We start from the raw sequence: 18,710 nt of genomic DNA, 5'->3' as shown, positions 1-18,710 counted from the left end.
TTCTAGCATTGATTCTAAGCCGTGCTGGTCTATTCAGTAAGATAACCAATTAATATTAATTAATAATTAACGGGTATGTTTTCGCCTGCGTTAATAGTGATATTTTATAGCTGTAAGGGTGTTTGGCATGGCCGTTTTTTGAAAGAAAGGCTTAAGTTTGATAATAAACAAAACCAGAACACAGGGTGTTCTGGTCCGGCTAACAGTATAGCTTTGCTTATTTGAGGTGTTTACCAAGAAAGTTCATCAGCTGATTATTGACAAATTCAGGCTCTTCTAAAGATGAAATATGACCCGCATTAGGAATATTGATAAATTCACTGCCGTCGATGGCATCATGCATTAAATAGCTTTCGAGTACGGGTCTGACTGTGTCTTCAACCCCAGTCATAATAAGGCACGGCAAGGTAAGATTTTCTATGTCATCCATGGTATCTCTGCGGCCAAAAATAATTTTCCCTAACCTGAAAATACTCTCTATTCGATCAGCATCAAGATTTTGCAGTGACTTAACAAAGTTTGCATATAGTTCGGGGTGTTTATTTTTAGCATCTTTGCAAAAGTACAGCGGTGCGATCTGTTCGATCAGCTCAGCTGGGACAGCTTGCTGGCTGTTAATAACATCAAGCATCGTGTAATACTTAGCTCGTGCCACTTCAGGCTCATAACCGATAAATGAATTCATCATGACTAAGGTCTTGACTCGAGTCGGTGCTAGAAGTGCCAATTCAGCTCCCCACATGGCCCCAACGGACAAGCCGATGATGCTAAAGCAGTCAACAGATAATGCATCCATTAGCTCAAGCATTTGCGCGCTGATATGTCTAAGAGAGTGAGTTGACTCTGGTAATGCATCTGTTTCACCATGGCCCCATAACTCGGGAACAATACAGCGGTAATGCTGAGAGAGGCATTCAATTTGAGGTGCCCACATCTGTGAGTCCCAAAGATAGCTATGGCCAAATAAGAGTACTGGGCCGGTGCCAATATCGATATAACTTAAACGTCGATTATCAATCTTTATGTGCTTTTTCGAAGATGAAAAATTCATGTTGCCTACTGTAATGTACTGAATATATTGTTTTAAAAATATTATACTGATGAGTACTAGCGCCTGAGTGAAAGGAGATGCTCACTCAAGTCTCATCAGGTGACGGTGCGACTCGATAAACATAATTCTGAACTATAGATTCGAGTCTGTATAGTAACTCATCTCTGAACTTAATCTCTGACTCTGTTATGACTTGCCGTAATGTTTCAAGCTCAAAGCTACCTAATATCGTATTTGCCACAGGAAAATAACTAAGATGCCAAGGCTCAGGGCTGACACCACTCAATCCTAACTGGAAAGGGAAGTAAAAGCCAAAGTCACTAGCATGGATTAATAGCCAATGGTATAAGTTGGAGCATGGTCCGCCAGATTCATATTCTGATGGTATGAGTTTCAGGTTGATTTGATCAATTTGGTTCGCATCAAAAAGATCAACGTCAGTTCCCCAATGGTGGCGAGACGTTCCAGGCAAGGCTGACCAAAGTAAAATGAGGTCGATGATCTCATTAGCAGTCTTGTTACTCAGCTCCACAGGCTTTGAATGGCTATCAAGTACAGGGCGTGTACCACTGGCTTTATTATTCCATATCTGCATCTGCCGATGAAAATCACGGAAGCCAGAACATACTTTTATATCTATGTTATCACGCGCTGCCGCTGTCACCATTTTGGACAATGCTTTAGCCGTTTTGGATTCGAGTTGATGGCCTTGGTATTCAACTAAATGTTGAGGCTCAAGGCCATAAGGCTGTCGATTTACTGGCAAAGTAATTTTTCCAGGATAACTTCATAACAAAGGGCAAGCTGCTCTATATCGTCCACTTTCACACATTCATTCACTTTGTGAATGGTTGCATTCACTGGGCCTAATTCAATCACTTGGGCTCCCGTTGGTGCGATAAAACGCCCATCAGATGTGCCACCCGAGGTCTGTGGGTCGGTATCTGTGCCCGTCACTTGCTTGATAGCTTCACGTGTAGCCTCTAACAAGGGTCCATCACCCGTTAGGAATGGGAGCCCGTTGAAAATCCAGCTGATGTCATAATCTAAGCCATGGGCATCTAAGATGTTGAGTACGCGCTGGATCAGTATTTCGGCGGTTACTTCGGTCGAGTAACGGAAGTTAAACATGACCTCTAAAGCGCCTGGGATCACATTCGATGCGCCAGTGCCGCCGTTAATGTTGGCAATCTGAAAGCTGGTCGGTGGAAAGAACTCGTTTCCGTTATCCCACTTCATTTTTGTCAGTTCATCTAAGGCATGCATAGACTTATGAATGGGATTGTCGGCAAGGTGAGGGTAGGCAACATGACCTTGAATGCCATTTATGGTCAAATTACCTGTTAAGCTGCCTCTGCGACCATTTTTAACGATATCACCGAGTTTGTGTGTTGATGAAGGCTCGCCAACCAAAGACCAAGTGATCTTTTCATTACGGGCTTCTAACGTATCGATGACACGAGTTGTACCGTTAATGAAAGGACCCTCTTCATCACTGGTGATCAAGAAGGCAATAGAGCCCTTATGATCTGGGTTCTTCTCGACGAAACGTTCGGTAGCGACAAGCATTGCTGCCAGTGAACCTTTCATGTCTGCTGCGCCGCGGCCATGGAGATAACCGTCGATAACCACTGGATCGAAAGGGGGAGTATGCCAGCGGTTTAGATCGCCAACAGGAACCACATCGGTGTGACCTGCAAAACAAAATACTGGTAGCTCTTTGCCACGTCTTGCCCACATATTGGTGGTGTCTTCAAACACCATAGATTCAATGTTAAAACCCGCAATCGCCAGCCTGTCGGCCATTAACTTTTGGCAGCCTTCATCTAATGGGGTGACAGAGGGACGTGAGATCAGCTCTTGTGCCAGTATCAATACATCCTGACTCATAGGGTAAACCAGGCTTGATATTCTGCTTCTTTAAAGCCGACCTGCACTTTGTCACCATTGACCAGTACGGGTCTTTTGATTAGCGTTGGGTGCTCAAGCATCAGGCTTATCGCTTTATCTTGATTTATATCGGCCTTGTCGGCATCAGTGAGGTTTCTAAAACTGGTACTGCGTTTATTGAATAGTTGTTCCCAACCAATTGAAGCCACCCAACGAGCAAGCTGTTCTTTCTCTAAGCCATCTTCACGAAAATCATGGAAGGTGACATCAGGTTGGTTAGCTTGGAGCCATTTTCTGGCTTTACGTACCGTATCGCATCTTTTTGCAGAAATGCCGTACATAATTGTTTCTTGTGTCATCGGAACTCTTATCTATTAAATCATGAGGTAACTATAACAATGAGCAAAGCCAAAGCATACTCATATATGCGCTTTAGTACATCACGACAGGAGTCAGGAGATAGCCTAAGGCGTCAAACTGAATTAGCCGAATCATACGCTACTGCTAACAATCTGGATCTCGATGACAGCCTGAGAGATTTAGGAGTCTCCGCCTTTCGCGGTGCAAATCAAGACGGGGCGCTAGGTCGCTTTATTGAAATGGCAGAGAAGGGAGAGGTTGACCGAGGCTCATATCTACTGGTCGAATCTCACGACAGATTAAGTCGGCAAGACCCTGACCAAGCGATGTTTCAGTTTTTGAGGCTGCTTGCTGCCGGGGTCATCATAGTTACCCTTGCTGATAATCAAGTCTACCGTAAAGGCGGGGAGGCGATGAGCTTAATGCAATCCCTTATGGTTATGGGGCGTGCAAATGATGAAAGTAAAGCCAAGAGCATGAGGGCTAGCGCTGCTTGGGAACGGAATCGGCTAGAAGCTGCGGAAGGTAAACACATCAAAAACGCCTACTGTCCCCAGTGGCTTGTTTGGAAAGGTGATCGCTTAGAACCTAAGGATGAAGCGGTAGCTGTGGTTCGTCGTATGTTCGAGCTAAGTAAGTCAGGCCATGGTCTAGCCGCTATTGCAAGAATCCTAAACGACGATGGAGTTTTGACTTTTAGAAAACGCACTCAATGGAGATCTGCGGGGGTGGGTGACATTCTAAGAAATAGGGCAACCATCGGAGAATACCAACCACACCAACGTGTTGAGACTGGCAGAGTACCTATCGGTGAGCCATTGGCTAACTACTATCCGGCAGTTGTTAGTATTTCTGATTTTACCGAAGTACAGCGCGGTATTGCTAACAGAAGAAACAGCAGCACGCCAACAAGGCGCGGTCAGTGCCATAACTTATTCTCAAGCTGTATTCGCTGCCAATGTGGTGAGTCTATGAGATATCACAATAAGGGCAAGAAAAATGCCCCAAGGAACTATCTAGTTTGTCCTAGAAAAGATGATCTAGGCTGTGACATGCCGATGATTAGATATGACCGCTTTGAACCTCAAGCTCTCATAGCGATGAGCCACCTCACAGTAGTTATGAATCGAGACAAGAAAGACCCTCACTCCGGTGAATTGGCCGAAATTAATGACAGACTAGGAGTAATAAAGCAACAGTCTGACCGACTGCTCATGCTCATCATTGAACATGATGATAATCCAAGTATTAAGGAAAGGTTCACCTCACTCGACTCTGAAAGAAAGGAACTTGAAGATCGCCGTCAGAAGCTCATAGAGGCGATTGAGACCGCATCAGTAGCGGATAAAGCTGTCAGGCTGCTAACGCTTGACAAGCTCGATACAGTGGGCGAGAGACAGCGTTTTAATGCTCAACTTAGGCAGATGATTGCACCGATAGAATTAAGGCTATGGGGCGAAGAGGTTGTGGCTGTGTACCGTAGTGTTGAAGGTGCATTACTACTTGAGCAGCAGTTTAGCGATAAGGCAATGAGTAGCAGAGTAATTGACGATGATGGGCATGACACTATTTATACAACAGCGACCGCTCCATATGTTAACGGTCAGATGAATGAGTTATTTTTATAGTCCAACATGTTGATTACCATATGGAAACCCCACCAGCCACCTCTAATTAACCTCCCTGTGAACGCTATCACCTTAAAATAAGTATATGAACAACAGGGAGATAGAACCGATGGATGAAGTGAGAGCATACGATAGGCTTGCAGATCGCGCCCGTGATCTGCTGTGTGGGGTCGACAGGCTGAATGAATTGGCTTGGGAATACTACGAAGTGATGGGTCGCTATAAGTGGTTTTTGGAGCCGAGTATTAGGCGTGAGCTGATGGCTGACGCTCAAAGGTTACATGAGAAAAGAGATCTGATTTACAAGGAGATAGAAGCATGAAGGGACTCAAGAAACGTGGAAGTTTTACCACTACCGAGAAAGAGAAGATCCGAGCAATGGTTGCCGATGGCTACACCAGAGTCAGCATTGCCGATAAGTTTGGAGTACACGTTAACACCGTATATCGAGTGGTGAAGCGATGAAACAGACAGCAGGCTGGGTGGCCTACTTCGGCGCTATGAGTGTGATTGCGGTGCTCTTGTGGTGGCCGTTATGAATATCAATTTTACCCCTGACGAATACAGGGCGCTGGTGGCCTATGCCAACAAGAAGGATAAGGCGGCTCAGCGTATTATTCACGATATCGTTATAAATACTATCGGCAAGGATGCCGATTTAGCAGAAGGGAATCAACATGGAAGTAGAGGAACGATTAGCTCAAGCTCGAGCCGATGAGCTGGATGCAAAAGACATGCTGGCTGAGGCAAAGACAGCCCTTGAGCTGGCTGATGATAAGGTTTCGGCTCGAGTTGTCGTGGCTGAGTGCCGCGAGTTGGCTGTGGTTGCAAAGAATGATATTGAGCGGCTCAAAGTAGAGGCTCAGGGCGTTAGTGATTTTGATCGTGATGCCGCTAGGCAAGTGGCGGTGGAGAATGCCAGAGCCGTTGCGGCTGAGCTTGTAGCGCTTGGCTGGTACCAGACGAATACACCCAATGGCTTGTTGATATTCAAGAATCGGCATAGTGGGGCCGTGATGGACTACAGATCTGCACAGGTGCGATTTGGGGAACTCGACGCGGCCTGCTTGGCTAAGTATAGCAAGGTCATTAAGCACGTTGAGTTTCGACCTGACTGTGGCGAGTATATTGACCTTGGGGGCGATACTTGGGCGCTGAATAATTACCTTGATGTTAGTGGGGGTGCCGTTGATGAACTTAATGGGACTGCCTTTGGTGCTAGTGACGTTGGCATGTTTATCGAGTTGACTTCGCGGGTGTGGCCGCTCGAGTGTGATAGGGAACAGGGGATCAAGTGGCTTGCTCATATTGTGCAGAAACCTGCGGAACGTCCCAGTGTCCACATGAGCGTGCGTTCAGATCATGGCACTGGGAAGGGCCTATTGTTTAGGACTATGGATCTTGTGCTACACAAACAGGCCGTCAGGTTGGATAGCCTTGAACAGTACCTCAGCCGCTTTAGTGTTGGTGATGACGGCAATCTGTTTACTATGGTCGATGAGAGTAAGTCAATCGGTGGTGGGGCCTATCGCCAGCTGAAAGGCAAGATGGCCGACGATACCAACATGGTAGAAAAGAAGTTTGAGAACGCCCACAGCCAGCGGGTGTTTAGTAGGCTGTTTTTTGCGTCTAACGATAAGGGGGCCAACATACCTATCGAGCAAGATGATCGCCGCTTTTATATCTGCCAGTATGCCGAGCATAAAGTGAGTATGGCAGACAGCAAAGCGTTTGGCGCTGCGTATTCTAGTTGGCTTGAGTCTGGGGTCATTAGTGATATTCGGGATTATCTTGCAGAGGTCGATTTAGGGGAGTGGTCGCCGCATGATGCCATTGAGACAGAGGCTAAACGGGAATATCTGGGGCTATGCGATACGGGTGTTGACCATCTCATTGAAGTCTACGAGCTTGACGTTATGAACCAGAGTTTATGGGACGGCCATGCCGAGAGCTTAGGCTATGTTGAGGGGTTTAGCTATCAGGAGTTGCTCAAGAATCGGGACAGCCATTTTGAAAGTAAGTTGCAGGCTCAAGGGTGGGGCAAGAATAAAAGGCACTCATGCAACACCTCAGGAAAAAAAGCTATGGCACGCAGTAGGGGAGGGCTAACAGGGTCTCAAGTAGTAGAGTTGGTCTTGGCTAAAAGTGGGAGCGGTATGGTCGAGTCTGGTTACTCAAAATGCTAAAAAAAAACAGGGTGACTTATATCTATATAAAAGGGTGGCCTTTAACCCTGTCCTACCCTGTCCTAGTAGAAACGGCCAGTGGGGCCTTATATTTATTGCTGTGCATTTATTAGGCACCCTGTCCTTTACCCTGTCCTTCACCCTGTCCTTTTTATGGAGTCGAAATGGAATTAACGATAATTACGGAAACGAGCGGGCGCAAACCGTTCACAAAACGATTTAAGAATGGCCAGAAGATCGGCTATGGCAAACAGTGGCAGTTCAACATGAGAACCGAGTCGTTTACCGATATTGGTGGCCTGTATGATCTGCTGGTGGGCTTGTCCGATGAGGCTCATAGTGCAGTTGTTCGAGGTGAGCAAGTTGATGAGAACCACCAGCTGAAACAGAGAACCAGCAACCTGCAGAAAGATGGCTCATTGCCGACGCTGAGAGAGGTGCCGCGGCGTTGGTTTATGATTGACATTGATGACTACCCTACGGAGAAACCAGCGGCGGAAGCAGTGGCGGAAGTGGTTGAGGGCCTGCCCTGCAGCGGTGCCGATTATGTTTATCAACTCAGTTCTAGCTATAGACCAGGAACGGGGTTTTTAAAGGTTCACATCTGGTTTATTAATGATGTCCCGCTGGTGTGTGGTCAACTCAAGGCGGCCTTTCGGGGTAAGTGTGATTTAGCGGTATTCTCGGCGGCTCAAGTCCTCTATACCGCCAACCCGATTTATGAGGGAGAGGCCGACCCAGTTGATGAGCGGGTGCATCTAGTCAGAGGCTCAGGCTTTGCCAGTGTCAAACCGATTGAATTGCGGAAGGTGGTCAAGATTAAGACACGCCCGCAAATGGTCGATGCGGGTGATGCTGATGAAGTCGAGTTGATTGATGCCGAGCGTGGCAATATTGGCAAGACGTTTATGCGAGACCTTTGCCGCAGGAATTACCACCAGCTCAGGCACCGTGAGCTAGTTCGGCTCGGTTCTGCTTTGCATAATGTAGGGTTTGATGAGGACACGGCGGCGGCGATAGTGTCGGCTGTTAAAGATCCTGACAGTGGTCACGACTTTGCTCAGTGCTGGGCCACATACGGCGTAGGCGATCATCAGTGTGGCTTTCCTACTATCTATCAGCTGGGCAATAAGTCGTTGCTTGAGAGTGGGTATGATGCTATTTAGCGCGGCGGCCAGTGTGGGTTTTTTCCTTTAGTAAATGCAATGGCGTACACCAAAGAAACCAAGGGATGATTTAACAGGCCCCCCCTTTAGTTAAAGCCCCCCGCCCTATTCCTAGTGGGGGCTTGATGTTTCTCGTGCCACAAGTTGTATACCCACATGATATCGCACGTTCTCAAAATGAGAACATGCAAAACCCAGAGGAGACAATGAAATTATATAGACCACAGTTGATGGCCAGCGTAAAACGTATGGCCGCTAGAGAAGCCAGAGCCAGCGGAGTGCTTGCACTTGCAGCAGCTCAAGGCATAAGTGAGGGTGAAGCGGCTAAGCTATGGCTTTCTATTCATCATCGAGTTGTAAGAAACAGGGCAGCAAAACGCATGAAGCGAAGGATGCGCGCCCACAGTATTGGGAGTACCAAGGGAATGGAGAAAGAGGCTTTTGTCAGTCCAGTTGTTAGAGCCTTAGGCTCAGCAGTTGGCAAGAGAAACAAGCGGGTGGCCAGCCTGACCAGCGCCGCGAAAGGTATCTATAACAAGATGCCTAATAGTGACAGAAAGGCGCTCAAGGGGGCGGTGGCAGCCATTGACACAGCCGCTACCGCTGCGCTTGTCAGTAAGGTTAACCAGTTGACCAAGATCGCTCATCGGCCTGACAGGGGCGAAGGTATCACCCCCATTCGAGTGATTCCGAGACGTAAAACAGAGGAGGATATTGGCTGGACTTTTGACGCTAATACCTGCAAGTTTTACAGCGGTGTTACTGGGAAGCTTGGCAAAGAGATTGACCTTGAAAAGACAGCCTTTATTGCTGGCCTCGCTCGGGCTGGGGCTAAGATGCTTAAGAAACCGCCGAAGGTTCCGAAGCTTGCCAAGAATCTAGGAGGGGCGCTTGCTACAGGTGCCGCTATGGAAGTCGGGGCGAGGGCAGTACCGCAGGCTGCATAACAATAAGGCTAATTCCTCATTATTGAGGAGTTGGCCTTTTTTAGAGCCATCAGATTTGAGGCGTCCAGATTTGGGCGTATCTAATGCATCCAGATTTGGATGCATCAAGTACCCAATAGAGTACACCCTAACGGGTACACAAAAAGAATACACTATCCGTAGTCATTAGGGTTGCTTTAATATAATGAACACGCTAGTATGCTCACACTCTAAGATCCAAAAGAATACACTTATGACTACTATCGCTTATATTCGAGTTTCAACAGTTGACCAGAACACAGACCGCCAACTAGACGGTGTCGAGTTCGACAAAGCATTTACTGATAAGTGTAGCGGCGGAAGTCTTGACCGCCCACAGCTCGACGAGTTGCGGGGCTATATTCGTGAAGGTGATACGGTGGTTGTCCATAGTATTGACCGATTGGCCCGTAACATTGATGACCTCCGTGGCCTTGTGGCTGAGTTCAGAGGGAAGGGTGTTAACGTAACTTTCGTGAAAGAGGGTCTGACCTTTACGGCTGATGATGCTAGCCCAATGGCGGAGCTGATGCTTAACATGCTTGGTGCCGTGGCTCAGTTCGAGCGCAGCATGATTCGTGAACGTCAACAGGAAGGTATCGCCAAGGCGAAAGCCAAAGGTGTTTACAGTGGTCGCAAGGCTAGCGCAGATCTCCGCCAGCAGGTTAAGCATCTGCTAGAGGAAGGGGTCAGCATGAGAAAGATAGCGGCTCAAGTTGGTTGCTCATTGTCTACTGTCCAGCGCGTCAAGGCGGGCTAGGAGTGTCTGAACTGGACACCCTGAGATTAACGGGGCCGTATTGTCCCAGAATCCAGATCTGGATCCTACTGAAACTAAAGGTTTTATCGGTCCAGATCTGGACCATGCTGAAATATAAGGGTTTTTTTCATGGGTGATAAACTTAGGGAGTTGGGCGCGTTTTACGCCTATACAAATAGCCAACTGACAGTTGCGCTTGCAGATAATGCGAGCCGAGGTTTTAGTGGCGACGAAAGAGGCTATATTGCCCTTGGGATGGGGCTTATTGCCCCACTAGATACCGCGGAGGCGGTGGTTGACCTTGACGAATATGCCTAGCTCAGATGTGATCCAGCGCAGATTTGCGCTGGATTGCCTTTTAGCCTAGTTGATAAACACACAATACAACTAAGTAGGTTTACAGTGTATTAATCTGTGATTCAAGCTCAGCTATACGTAGGTCAAGAACTTTAATTTTAGCTTTAGATTCTTCTTTTATTTTCTTTATTTTTTCAAGAAGTTTCTTGCCTTTACCTTGTTTTATAAGTTCGTTTGTTTTCTGACAATCTACCCAGATAAATTCTTTAATTGTTTCATCGAAACCGTTATCCTTGGTATAGGTATACGTTTTACCAGAGTCCATGATGCACTCACTAGTCAACTTATCTGTAATCTTTCTTGAATGGTCAAGAATACGGACATGACCATACCTGTCGCTATTAGCAACAACTATATTATCGTTCCTTTTGAGCCCCTTTACATATTGAGGCTTAATTAATATTTTGTTCAGCTCATTTTGAAGAGGAATATGTGCTGATTCAATTTCTTTAATTTCAGTCTTGATTTTTTTAAGGGCTGATTTTAATGGTGCTAATTTAATTTCTCTTTCTCTATCTGCTTTTTTCTTGGCTTCGCTTGCTTTTTTCTTGGCTTCGTCAGCTCTTTTTTTCTCTTCTTTAACTTCGGCTATGGTGATTGCTTTCTGATAGGTAATAACGTATTTTTTGTATTTTTTCTTTACTATTAGTTTACACCTAGTAAAAAGGGCATCATTATCTGTCATATAATTCTGAGTCGATTTAAATACCTCAAAGTCACTTGTTGATACACCATAACCGAAATCATGAATTGCTCCCTGGTAACCTGAATTAGCCCTATTATTCGAAATCAGGTTATACTCCTTAGATAGAGTTTTAGTATACAGACCATTGCTCAGGCATTGCTTAATCGTTGGAATAAGCTCCTTTCTAACGACATCTGATGGCCTAGCTGCCCCTGAAGCTGAAAGGGATGCAGCATTTCCTGACAAGCTAGCCATAATAGTAGAAATGCATACCAGATTAATTACGTGTTTAACTTTCATTCATTGCCCTATAATTAGTAATATGTAGTACGGTTTAAATTTGTGATAAGTGATTTGCTAACTATCGATTTGCTCTGAATAGGGATGTGAAAATATCATCGTCTACCATTAATAAATATATTGCTAGCGCAATCATGCCTCGTTAGAAATAGAGCCCACCTAAAGCATTACATGTTACACCTGTGGGTGTACGCCTGTATAGTGCTGTGGAGTTGGTGTTTGAGGGAATGTGATTAAACACTAAGTTTTGAAGTCAATTTAAGCACAATTAGATGCAGGTCAAGTTCACAGTCGTGCGATTTTTAGTCACTATTTCAATGTGCAATTTCAATAATGTATCGCCGGTAGCTTTTTTATTTTTTCTGGAGGGTATACGGCATTTTTTTGTATTGCCAAACTGGCAGAATAACCTCATTATAATAATGAACATCATTGACTAGTACTACACGGCCTTTCTGACAAAACTGCCTCGCAGTTTTTTATGCCGTAGAGGGTCAAGTGGGTTACTCCATTTTAAAGCAAAATATTTGATTATATTTATACAGACTGAAAGTCATTATTGGCAGGCATTGTGGCATTGACACTGGTTTTTCTCAAGGGGGAACTTGTTTGATGGGCTTAATGAAAAATTGAATAACTTATACCAGTCGGTGTTGTATTACATCTCCTTGTTAAAAATAAACCGTCAATTCAAGACGGTTTATTTTTATGCTAAATGCGAGACGACTGGTTGTTAAAGGACGACTGTGAAGATCACATCCTTACCAGCTTCGATGGAGCCTTGACGCTTTTCTAATGATTGAATATCTTCCATATTGGCCAGTACCACTGGGGTGAGCAGGCTTTCAACTTGTTCTTTCAGGTAGTCGATATCAAACTCTAAAATGGGTTCTCCAGTTTTTACTTCCTGACCTTCTTCTGCCAAACGTTTAAAACCGTTACCTCTAAGCTCTACAGTACCCACACCGAAATGAACAAATAACTCTAAGCCATGTGGAGATTCAATACTGAAAGCATGGTTGGTTTCGAATATCTTACCTATGGTGCCGTCGATAGGTGCAACAATATATTTTCCTTTTGGTTGAATAGCTAAGCCATCACCAACAATTTTTTCGGCAAAAACAACGTCAGGCACTTTTTCAATTGGGACTATTTCACCTGAAACAGGAGCATATACATCGATGCCACCCACTAGGTCGGTTTGTCCGGACATTAATCGTCTAATTCGGCTTAAAAAACCCATTTCTTATCCCTTAGTGCAATTTTTATTTTTCTTTCTAGCCAACATAAGATACTGAATTTTATTGGCTAGCGACAGTGTGACACATAATTATTTAATTCATCTAATCTTTGTATCGATAATGCTTGTTGACTCCAGGTTTTATAGGTCTCGAGTGTATGATTGCCCAGTGATGACTTGAGTTGTAGTAGAGATGTTGGGCTTACACTTAATTCATCGATTCCCATACCCACAAGAATAGGGGCAACGTTGGGATTACTGCCTAACTCTCCGCATAGGGAAATTGGGATCCCTGTTGGCTTTGCCGTTTGGATTGTCAAATTGATTAAAGACAAAATAGCCGGTGAAAGTGAAGGATAGGTTTTAGTTAAAATGGGGTTAGTACGATCTGCCGCCATGGTGTATTGGGTTAAATCGTTGGTGCCTATACTGATAAAATCCAACCTAGGTAACATAGATGGCAGGTTAAGCACTGCTGCAGGTGTTTCGATGACGATACCGTAAAGGAGTTCCCCATAGCCGCGTTCTTCTTCAAGCAGCTCCCTTTTGCAGGTTTCAATAATATCAAACAAGATATCGAGTTCTTCGACTTGATTGATCATCGGGAACATCAATCTAATTTGACCGTGATTAGCTGCTCTTAGCACTGCTCTTATCTGAACCTTTAACAGTTGTGGATGAATCAAAGAATACCGTGTGCCACGAAAGCCTAAAGCCGGATTATCTTCTTCGGGCAAGGGTAAACAGGGCAGATCTTTATCAGCACCGATATCTAAGGTTCTAATGGTGAAAGTCTTACCGTCGAGTAACTGCAGCGCATCACAATACAGGGTGTATTGGACCTCCTCTGATGGCATTTCACTGGCGTTCATCAACATAAATTCTGTGCGGAATAACCCTATGCCATCAGCACCCACATCGGAAAGCTGACTGATCTCGCTAAGACAGCCGACATTCGCGAGTAATGAAATTTGATGCTGATCTTTGGTGACAGTGGCTTTATCTTTGTACTTCAGTAATTGTGACTTTGTTAATTGATCCTCATCACCTAATTGCTTAAGCATTGCGAGCTCTTGTTGACTGGGATTGATATAAACAGCACCAGAGATGGCATCGAGAGCAACATCTTGGCCATCTCTAACCTGTAGAGGGGCATCAGTCATCGATGTTAGTGTGTTATCAAAGTCACAGCTCAATAAGGCTGGAATACCTGCACTTCTCGCAAGAATTGCGGTATGGCTGGTCAGTCCGCCCGTTTTAAGTACAATGCCCGTTATCTTCTCTAACGGTAAAGTGGCAAATTCAGCTGGGGTGAGATCATGAGCAAATAAGATAGTCGGCGTGGTCAAATTTAGAAGGTCATGTTTAATGTTGCCGTTAATCGTTGAGATTAGCCGACTACCTAGACATTGAATATCTTGTGCTCTATTGGCGAGGTAGGGATCTTCCATCGCTCTCATCTGATCGGCGTGTTGCGTAAATATACGCTCTACGGCCACGTTCGCAGTGAATTGTTGCTCGGCAATGGCTTGGTATAGCTGCTCAATGAGTTCGTCATCTTCAAGTAACATAATATCAGCTTCAATCAGCTGATAATTATCACTATCAGGTTCTAGGTTCTGTAAACTTGATGCCAGCATAGCGCAAAATTGAGTCGTTGCAGTGGTCAGTTTTTCTTGTTCAGTTTGGATCTGGTCTAAGGGAAGTACGCGGTAATCCAGTTCGGTATTGTGTGGTTGAAGAATTTTAGAATGGCCTAAAGCGATCCCTGATGACACAACTATTCCCGGTATGGACATACTGTTTTCCTGTAATCGATTTTCGTGAAGCGAGTCTAATTAGCTTAAGGTGATCAATAGTTCTGATACTTTTTCTACGGCTTTTTCTGCCTCATTTCCTTCTGCGAACACTCGCACGGTCACGCCATGATATAAGCCTAAGGTTTGTAATTTAAATAGACTTTTGGCGCTGGCCTGCTTGCCATTACACTCTACAACCACATCACATTGATAGGTTTTAGCTTCTTTAACAAGCAGTGCGGCAGGCCTGGTATGTATACCATGGGTTGCGGTTATAGTGACTGATTTTTCATACATAGCAAGAGCTCATAAATTGGATCAGGGAAGATTAATATTCGGTAATGATAAAGTTCTTTTTCTTTAATGTTGTGATCGCTTTCTCGAGTTTGTCTTTTTTTACCATTATATAATCGGTATCGAAGGTGGAAATCGCAAAAATGCTAATGTCGGCATCGGCCAATGCGCCGGAAACACTAGAAAGAATACCTGTCATTGAAAAGCCCAGTGGGCCCATAACTTCGAAACAGCGCCAATCTGATTCCGCCTCTAAGCTGTCTAATGCCAACTCTGCTGGAACCACGATAGAAAGCTCATCTTTGGTTTTGGCAACAAAAAACATCTCTTGTTGAAAAATTATCGGATCGATTTTAGCGTCAGGGTTGAAGCTGTGTATGCTGTAGGTTTGAGAATGAACTGCTAATGTCATTCGTGCCATATTTCTCATCACCTGTTTTTTGAAGTGCGAGTCAGTAGCTTAGCATAATCTTAACCAGCAAACCTGCTCTAATAGAGGCTTGGCAGAAATAGGATAAATCATTGATTTTAGCCAAGGCAATCAGGGAGTTTTCTCATTCCCTGATTGCCAAGTATAGACGTTTAAACTTTAAACTGGCTTAAGGTTTTGGCCGTGTCTGTACTCATGTTTTGTAGGGACTCAGCAGCGCAGCGGTTACTTTCTATCGATTTTACCGAAACTTCAGTGAGTTCTGTAATGCTACAAATATTACGATTAACCTCTTCTGTTACTGCAGACTGTTCTTCAGTGGCACTCGCTAACTGAGTATTCATGTCGCTGATGTGGGCAATAAGCATGAGTATTTCCCCCAGCTTTTCACCGGCTGTTTGTGCTTGTGATTGAACTTGAACTGAACGCTGCTGAGTCTCGCTGTTGCTGCTCATGACTGAGGCAACACCTGTTTGAATATTACTGATGATTTTTTGAATTTCATTGGTTGATTCTTGGGTACGATTTGCTAATGCTCTCACTTCATCGGCGACAACGGCAAAGCCTCTTCCATGAGCGCCCGCTCTAGCTGCCTCAATAGCCGCATTAAGCGCAAGTAGGTTGGTTTGATCGGCTATGCCTCTGATCACATCTAAAATGCTGCCTATTTGATCAGAAGAGACCGCTAGATTTTTCGTGATGGCCTCTGAAGTTTGTAACTCTTCAACCAGCTTTTCAGTATTAAATACTGTTTGATCCATTTGAGTCTTACTTTGCTCAGCCTGAACTTTAACACTGTTTGCAGCTTCGGCAGCTTGCTGGGTGTTATTGGCCATTTCATGGGTCGTTGACAGCATTTCATTGATGGCTGTGGCGACACTGCTGGTTTCCTGGTGTAAGTGTTCAACACACGAATTAGATTCCTCTACAGCGAGAAGTAATTGATTGGCATCATTATTTAGGCTTACACCGATCGGCTGAAGATGGCTGACCATATTGGCAATTTTTGTGACAAACAAGTTGAAGGCGATGGCAAGTTCAGTGACTTCATCTTTGCCAACCGTAGGTAGATGTTTAGTTAAATCGCCGTCGCCTTTAGCAATCTCTTCCATGGCTTCGATTGCTTGTTTAATGGGTGTCGTGATTGAAAGATTAAGTATGATAAAAAAAGCAAAAATAGGCACCGAAATCAGCATCATAATAATCAGGTAATTACCCATGATGGCGATTGTGGTTGAATCAATATCACTCATTGGTGCGCTGGTAATTAAGACCCATTGCCACTGAGAGTAATATTTCGCCTCTGTTAAAGTTTCCTCTATTTGGCCACTAACGGGATGTTGCAATTTCATCCTTATTTGTGCGGTTGTTGCGCGTTTAGCTTGTGCTACTAAATCTGAAATTGAATGATCACTGCCGCTAGTTCGTATACTACTGGCATTGTTATTGACCATTGCTTTATCGCCGCCATGGGCAAGTATTTTTTGGCTCGAATCTAACAATATGAAATAACCATTATGGCCAAAACTGACTTGATTCACTAATTCTGCAGCTTCAATTTTCGCTTCATCTAATGAAATCTTACCATCGACAACTTGCTTACGATGCGCCTCAATGATACTCAGTACAGTGCTAAGTTGTGCATCTGTTTGTATCCATTTTTGATCAATTAAGCTGTTTCTTTGTTCATTTATTGAAAAACTAGCGAATACGAATGTGCCAATTGCAGCTAGCACCAGCATGATGATAAGGCGTTGTAAGATTGTTAATCGACGAAGTTGTAAAATCATAGTTTTCCCTCGAATAGGAATGTTTTTTATTTTTAAAATATACATCTATAACCACATATTTAATATGGACTTAGTGGTTTTTTGTTTGTTTATAGATCTATCTCACTCTTGATGTCTTAACCATGATTAAGAAACACCTTAAGATTAAATTTAATTGATAAGACAACTTATTAAGTTTATTTTTAATTATATGATCTGGATTGGTAAATTACTTGTTATTCAAATAGTTAGGTTTGATCTTGGTCTGTCTAGGTAATTATATGAGGTTAATGTATTGTTTCACTTTGATTTTTTTGTGAATTGAGCGCAAAATTAATTATTATCACTTTTTTGGTTGGTCCTATGACTACAACACCGCAAGTTATCACTTCAGATGACATTTTATTAAAGCTTTGTAATTCAGTCTCCCATGTCTTATCCAGCACGACGGCAAGCCAAGTCACTCATGCTGCTATGGTTCAGAGCATCACTCGAACGTGTCTTAAGCCAGACCTTGGCTGTTTTTCAATTTTTGATGGTGGGTTCTCAGGCTTAGTCGTGATTAACTTTTCTGCACCCGCAGCGATAGAAATATACCGAGCGTACATGCAGCAAATGGGAATGCCTGAATCTGAGTTAGCTTTTTCTCATACGTCAGATGAAGTCGCTGATGTGATGGGTGAGCTGATGAATCAAATTTTGGGCTATTTCATCAACAAGGTCAATAAACAGCTACAAACTTCGATAAACCAAAGCCAACCTAAGATGTTAACCATTAATAAAGAGTTAACCATCTCAATTGATACCAATTTAGATGAGGCAGTAGCGAGAAGAGTCTCCTTCAGAACCCAAAGTAACAATATTTTCTACCTTGAATTTGCAATGGATAAAACTGAGTTCATTAAGTTAGATGATTTCGATGCTGAGGAAGACTTCGATCCAGATGATCTATTAGCTGAACATGGACATAAAAGCAGTCAGTCACAGGCAAGCTCATGGACTCCTGCAGCATCTGGTGTGGATGAAGCTGATGACTTACTCAATGAGCTAGGAATATAGAGAGGTATTATTGAAAGGCTGAGTGTAACCTGTGTGAGTTTAATCGTGACAAAGGCCGTAAGGCCTTTTTATAACTTTACGTGATTTCGTAGCTAATGCTATGTCTTACTTAGAAAGGATTTTACTTGCGACTTGGTTGTTTTTGATAGGTCCTGCATCAGCTTAAAACTGGGTAGGCTGATATGATGTGCTAATTGCATATCATCGAGCATGGTAAGCCAAAGCTTTGCAGTCATTTCTGAATCCGCTAACGCGCGGTGAAAGACTCCATCATTCTCTATCTGCTTATATTCTACTAGTCCGCCCAGCTTATGATTGGGCGCTTCTTGATATAAACGACGTGCTATCAACATAGAGCAAGCAAATTCACCGTCATAGGTACGGCTGATGGCATCTAATTCGGCATCAAGGAAGCGCTTGTCGAATGATGCATTATGAGCAACTAAGTTGCTATCACGAATAAAATCAGCAAAGCTGTCCATCACTGTCTCGCAAGAGGCTGCATTGGCTAACATACTGTTAGAAATCCCCGTATAACCTTCGATAAAACCACTGACTCTAAACCCTGGATTCATCAATTCTTGAAACGTGTCGATGACAACCCCGTCATGTAATTTTACAGCACCGATTTCAATAGCTCGATCACCTTGGTTAGGGGAGAGGCCTGTGGTTTCGAAATCGAGAACGATAACTGAATTGGCTGCGCGAGTGCTCATCTATCTGATATGCCTTTTTGACTGGTTAATTAAAAACAAAAGCCCGCGATTTGAG

General features: G+C 44.0%; 21 protein-coding genes. 10 read left to right on the top strand and 11 right to left on the bottom strand.

Translation table 11 applies throughout. From position 1 onward, the window contains the following. Positions 1 to 217: 217 nt before the first annotated feature. From FM038_RS13140 to FM038_RS13125, 4 genes are all read right to left on the bottom strand, one after another. Positions 218 to 1,051, bottom strand: coding sequence for an alpha/beta fold hydrolase (locus FM038_RS13140; RefSeq protein WP_142870968.1), 834 nt, complete (start codon positions 1,049 to 1,051; stop codon positions 218 to 220). Positions 1,052 to 1,136: 85 nt separating this feature from the next. Further along, positions 1,137 to 1,817, bottom strand: coding sequence for a M15 family metallopeptidase (locus FM038_RS13135; RefSeq protein WP_223292860.1), 681 nt, complete (start codon positions 1,815 to 1,817; stop codon positions 1,137 to 1,139). Further along, on the bottom strand, positions 1,808 to 2,941 hold the full coding sequence (gene dapE / locus FM038_RS13130) for a succinyl-diaminopimelate desuccinylase (protein ID WP_142870966.1): 1,134 nt from the start codon (positions 2,939 to 2,941) through the stop codon (positions 1,808 to 1,810). Before dapE ends, FM038_RS13135 begins: the two co-directional genes overlap by 10 nt. Next, positions 2,938 to 3,300, bottom strand: coding sequence for an arsenate reductase (locus tag FM038_RS13125; protein ID WP_142870965.1), 363 nt, complete (start codon positions 3,298 to 3,300; stop codon positions 2,938 to 2,940). The genes dapE and FM038_RS13125 overlap by 4 nt, the downstream gene beginning before the upstream one ends. 39 nt (positions 3,301 to 3,339) lie before the next feature. Here FM038_RS13125 and FM038_RS13120 point away from each other — a divergent pair, with 39 nt between their 5' ends. From FM038_RS13120 to FM038_RS13080, 9 genes are all read left to right on the top strand, one after another. Then, positions 3,340 to 4,929 (top strand): recombinase family protein, encoded by a 1,590-nt coding sequence (locus tag FM038_RS13120; protein WP_185965685.1) that lies wholly within the window; start codon positions 3,340 to 3,342, stop codon positions 4,927 to 4,929. A gap of 109 nt (positions 4,930 to 5,038) precedes the next feature. Continuing rightward, entirely contained in the window at positions 5,039 to 5,251 is a 213-nt protein-coding gene (locus tag FM038_RS13115; protein WP_142870963.1) for a hypothetical protein, read from the top strand. Further along, on the top strand, positions 5,248 to 5,394 hold the full coding sequence (locus FM038_RS13110) for a helix-turn-helix domain-containing protein (protein WP_142870962.1): 147 nt from the start codon (positions 5,248 to 5,250) through the stop codon (positions 5,392 to 5,394). The genes FM038_RS13115 and FM038_RS13110 overlap by 4 nt, the downstream gene beginning before the upstream one ends. Before the next feature lie 70 nt (positions 5,395 to 5,464). Next, complete coding sequence (locus tag FM038_RS13105; RefSeq protein ID WP_185965684.1) at positions 5,465 to 5,647, top strand: hypothetical protein; 183 nt, start codon at positions 5,465 to 5,467, stop codon at positions 5,645 to 5,647. Further along, positions 5,607 to 7,115, top strand: coding sequence for a DUF5906 domain-containing protein (locus tag FM038_RS13100; RefSeq protein ID WP_142870961.1), 1,509 nt, complete (start codon positions 5,607 to 5,609; stop codon positions 7,113 to 7,115). The genes FM038_RS13105 and FM038_RS13100 overlap by 41 nt, the downstream gene beginning before the upstream one ends. A gap of 266 nt (positions 7,116 to 7,381) precedes the next feature. Next, complete coding sequence (locus FM038_RS13095; RefSeq protein ID WP_142870960.1) at positions 7,382 to 8,281, top strand: hypothetical protein; 900 nt, start codon at positions 7,382 to 7,384, stop codon at positions 8,279 to 8,281. 206 nt (positions 8,282 to 8,487) lie between these two features. Then, positions 8,488 to 9,228 carry a hypothetical protein gene (locus tag FM038_RS13090; protein ID WP_142870959.1) on the top strand — a complete coding sequence of 247 codons (741 nt, stop codon included), beginning with the start codon at positions 8,488 to 8,490 and terminating at the stop codon, positions 9,226 to 9,228. A 232-nt stretch (positions 9,229 to 9,460) separates the two neighbouring features. Next, the gene (locus FM038_RS13085; protein WP_142870958.1) at positions 9,461 to 10,006 is read left to right on the top strand and encodes a recombinase family protein; all 546 of its coding nucleotides are present in this window, start codon (positions 9,461 to 9,463) and stop codon (positions 10,004 to 10,006) included. Positions 10,007 to 10,135: 129 nt separating this feature from the next. Then, positions 10,136 to 10,324, top strand: a complete 189-nt coding sequence (locus tag FM038_RS13080) for a hypothetical protein (RefSeq protein ID WP_142870957.1) — start codon at positions 10,136 to 10,138, stop codon at positions 10,322 to 10,324. Between the two features lie 79 nt (positions 10,325 to 10,403). On the opposite strand, the gene FM038_RS13075 is transcribed toward FM038_RS13080, so the two are convergent. The 6 genes from FM038_RS13075 to FM038_RS13050 form a co-directional block, all read right to left on the bottom strand. Next, complete coding sequence (locus tag FM038_RS13075; protein ID WP_142870956.1) at positions 10,404 to 11,348, bottom strand: hypothetical protein; 945 nt, start codon at positions 11,346 to 11,348, stop codon at positions 10,404 to 10,406. 733 nt (positions 11,349 to 12,081) lie between these two features. Beyond that, positions 12,082 to 12,591 (bottom strand): PTS glucose transporter subunit IIA, encoded by a 510-nt coding sequence (crr, locus tag FM038_RS13070; RefSeq protein WP_142870955.1) that lies wholly within the window; start codon positions 12,589 to 12,591, stop codon positions 12,082 to 12,084. 65 nt (positions 12,592 to 12,656) lie between these two features. Further along, positions 12,657 to 14,387: a phosphoenolpyruvate--protein phosphotransferase gene (gene ptsP / locus FM038_RS13065; protein ID WP_142870954.1), complete on the bottom strand. Its 1,731-nt coding sequence runs from the start codon at positions 14,385 to 14,387 to the stop codon at positions 12,657 to 12,659. A gap of 39 nt (positions 14,388 to 14,426) precedes the next feature. Then, entirely contained in the window at positions 14,427 to 14,684 is a 258-nt protein-coding gene (locus FM038_RS13060; protein WP_142870953.1) for an HPr family phosphocarrier protein, read from the bottom strand. 31 nt (positions 14,685 to 14,715) lie between these two features. Beyond that, positions 14,716 to 15,102 (bottom strand): ACT domain-containing protein, encoded by a 387-nt coding sequence (locus FM038_RS13055; protein ID WP_142870952.1) that lies wholly within the window; start codon positions 15,100 to 15,102, stop codon positions 14,716 to 14,718. A gap of 161 nt (positions 15,103 to 15,263) precedes the next feature. After that, the gene (locus tag FM038_RS13050) at positions 15,264 to 16,901 is read right to left on the bottom strand and encodes a methyl-accepting chemotaxis protein (RefSeq protein ID WP_142870951.1); all 1,638 of its coding nucleotides are present in this window, start codon (positions 16,899 to 16,901) and stop codon (positions 15,264 to 15,266) included. Positions 16,902 to 17,243: 342 nt separating this feature from the next. On the opposite strand from FM038_RS13050, the gene FM038_RS13045 reads away from it, so the two are divergent. Beyond that, complete coding sequence (locus FM038_RS13045) at positions 17,244 to 17,939, top strand: DUF3334 family protein (RefSeq protein WP_142870950.1); 696 nt, start codon at positions 17,244 to 17,246, stop codon at positions 17,937 to 17,939. A gap of 98 nt (positions 17,940 to 18,037) precedes the next feature. On the opposite strand, the gene FM038_RS13040 is transcribed toward FM038_RS13045, so the two are convergent. Next, complete coding sequence (locus FM038_RS13040; protein WP_142870949.1) at positions 18,038 to 18,655, bottom strand: 3'-5' exonuclease; 618 nt, start codon at positions 18,653 to 18,655, stop codon at positions 18,038 to 18,040. Between the last annotated feature and the right edge of the window lie 55 nt (positions 18,656 to 18,710).

The sequence above is a fragment of the Shewanella eurypsychrophilus genome (genome assembly GCF_007004545.3).
GTDB lineage: Bacteria > Pseudomonadota > Gammaproteobacteria > Enterobacterales > Shewanellaceae > Shewanella > Shewanella eurypsychrophilus.
The sequence above is the reverse complement of the archived record's forward strand: the minus strand, read 5'-3'. Positions and strand labels throughout refer to the sequence as shown.

Excerpts from the sequence above, each read along its gene's own strand:
- FM038_RS13055 (WP_142870952.1), bottom strand. The coding sequence starts at position 15,102 with ATGGCACGAATGACATTAGCAGTTCATTCTCAAACCTACAGCATACAC.
- FM038_RS13125 (WP_142870965.1), bottom strand. The coding sequence starts at position 3,300 with ATGACACAAGAAACAATTATGTACGGCATTTCTGCAAAAAGATGCGAT.
- FM038_RS13075 (WP_142870956.1), bottom strand. The coding sequence starts at position 11,348 with ATGAAAGTTAAACACGTAATTAATCTGGTATGCATTTCTACTATTATG.
- FM038_RS13080 (WP_142870957.1), top strand. The coding sequence starts at position 10,136 with ATGGGTGATAAACTTAGGGAGTTGGGCGCGTTTTACGCCTATACAAAT.
- FM038_RS13105 (WP_185965684.1), top strand. The coding sequence starts at position 5,465 with ATGAATATCAATTTTACCCCTGACGAATACAGGGCGCTGGTGGCCTAT.
- crr (WP_142870955.1), bottom strand. The coding sequence starts at position 12,591 with ATGGGTTTTTTAAGCCGAATTAGACGATTAATGTCCGGACAAACCGAC.
- ptsP (WP_142870954.1), bottom strand. The coding sequence starts at position 14,387 with ATGTCCATACCGGGAATAGTTGTGTCATCAGGGATCGCTTTAGGCCAT.
- FM038_RS13060 (WP_142870953.1), bottom strand. The coding sequence starts at position 14,684 with ATGTATGAAAAATCAGTCACTATAACCGCAACCCATGGTATACATACC.
- FM038_RS13110 (WP_142870962.1), top strand. The coding sequence starts at position 5,248 with ATGAAGGGACTCAAGAAACGTGGAAGTTTTACCACTACCGAGAAAGAG.
- FM038_RS13100 (WP_142870961.1), top strand. The coding sequence starts at position 5,607 with ATGGAAGTAGAGGAACGATTAGCTCAAGCTCGAGCCGATGAGCTGGAT.
- FM038_RS13115 (WP_142870963.1), top strand. The coding sequence starts at position 5,039 with ATGGATGAAGTGAGAGCATACGATAGGCTTGCAGATCGCGCCCGTGAT.
- FM038_RS13045 (WP_142870950.1), top strand. The coding sequence starts at position 17,244 with ATGACTACAACACCGCAAGTTATCACTTCAGATGACATTTTATTAAAG.
- FM038_RS13040 (WP_142870949.1), bottom strand. The coding sequence starts at position 18,655 with ATGAGCACTCGCGCAGCCAATTCAGTTATCGTTCTCGATTTCGAAACC.
- FM038_RS13090 (WP_142870959.1), top strand. The coding sequence starts at position 8,488 with ATGAAATTATATAGACCACAGTTGATGGCCAGCGTAAAACGTATGGCC.
- FM038_RS13095 (WP_142870960.1), top strand. The coding sequence starts at position 7,382 with ATGAGAACCGAGTCGTTTACCGATATTGGTGGCCTGTATGATCTGCTG.
- FM038_RS13120 (WP_185965685.1), top strand. The coding sequence starts at position 3,340 with ATGAGCAAAGCCAAAGCATACTCATATATGCGCTTTAGTACATCACGA.
- FM038_RS13050 (WP_142870951.1), bottom strand. The coding sequence starts at position 16,901 with ATGATTTTACAACTTCGTCGATTAACAATCTTACAACGCCTTATCATC.
- FM038_RS13140 (WP_142870968.1), bottom strand. The coding sequence starts at position 1,051 with ATGAATTTTTCATCTTCGAAAAAGCACATAAAGATTGATAATCGACGT.
- dapE (WP_142870966.1), bottom strand. The coding sequence starts at position 2,941 with ATGAGTCAGGATGTATTGATACTGGCACAAGAGCTGATCTCACGTCCC.
- FM038_RS13085 (WP_142870958.1), top strand. The coding sequence starts at position 9,461 with ATGACTACTATCGCTTATATTCGAGTTTCAACAGTTGACCAGAACACA.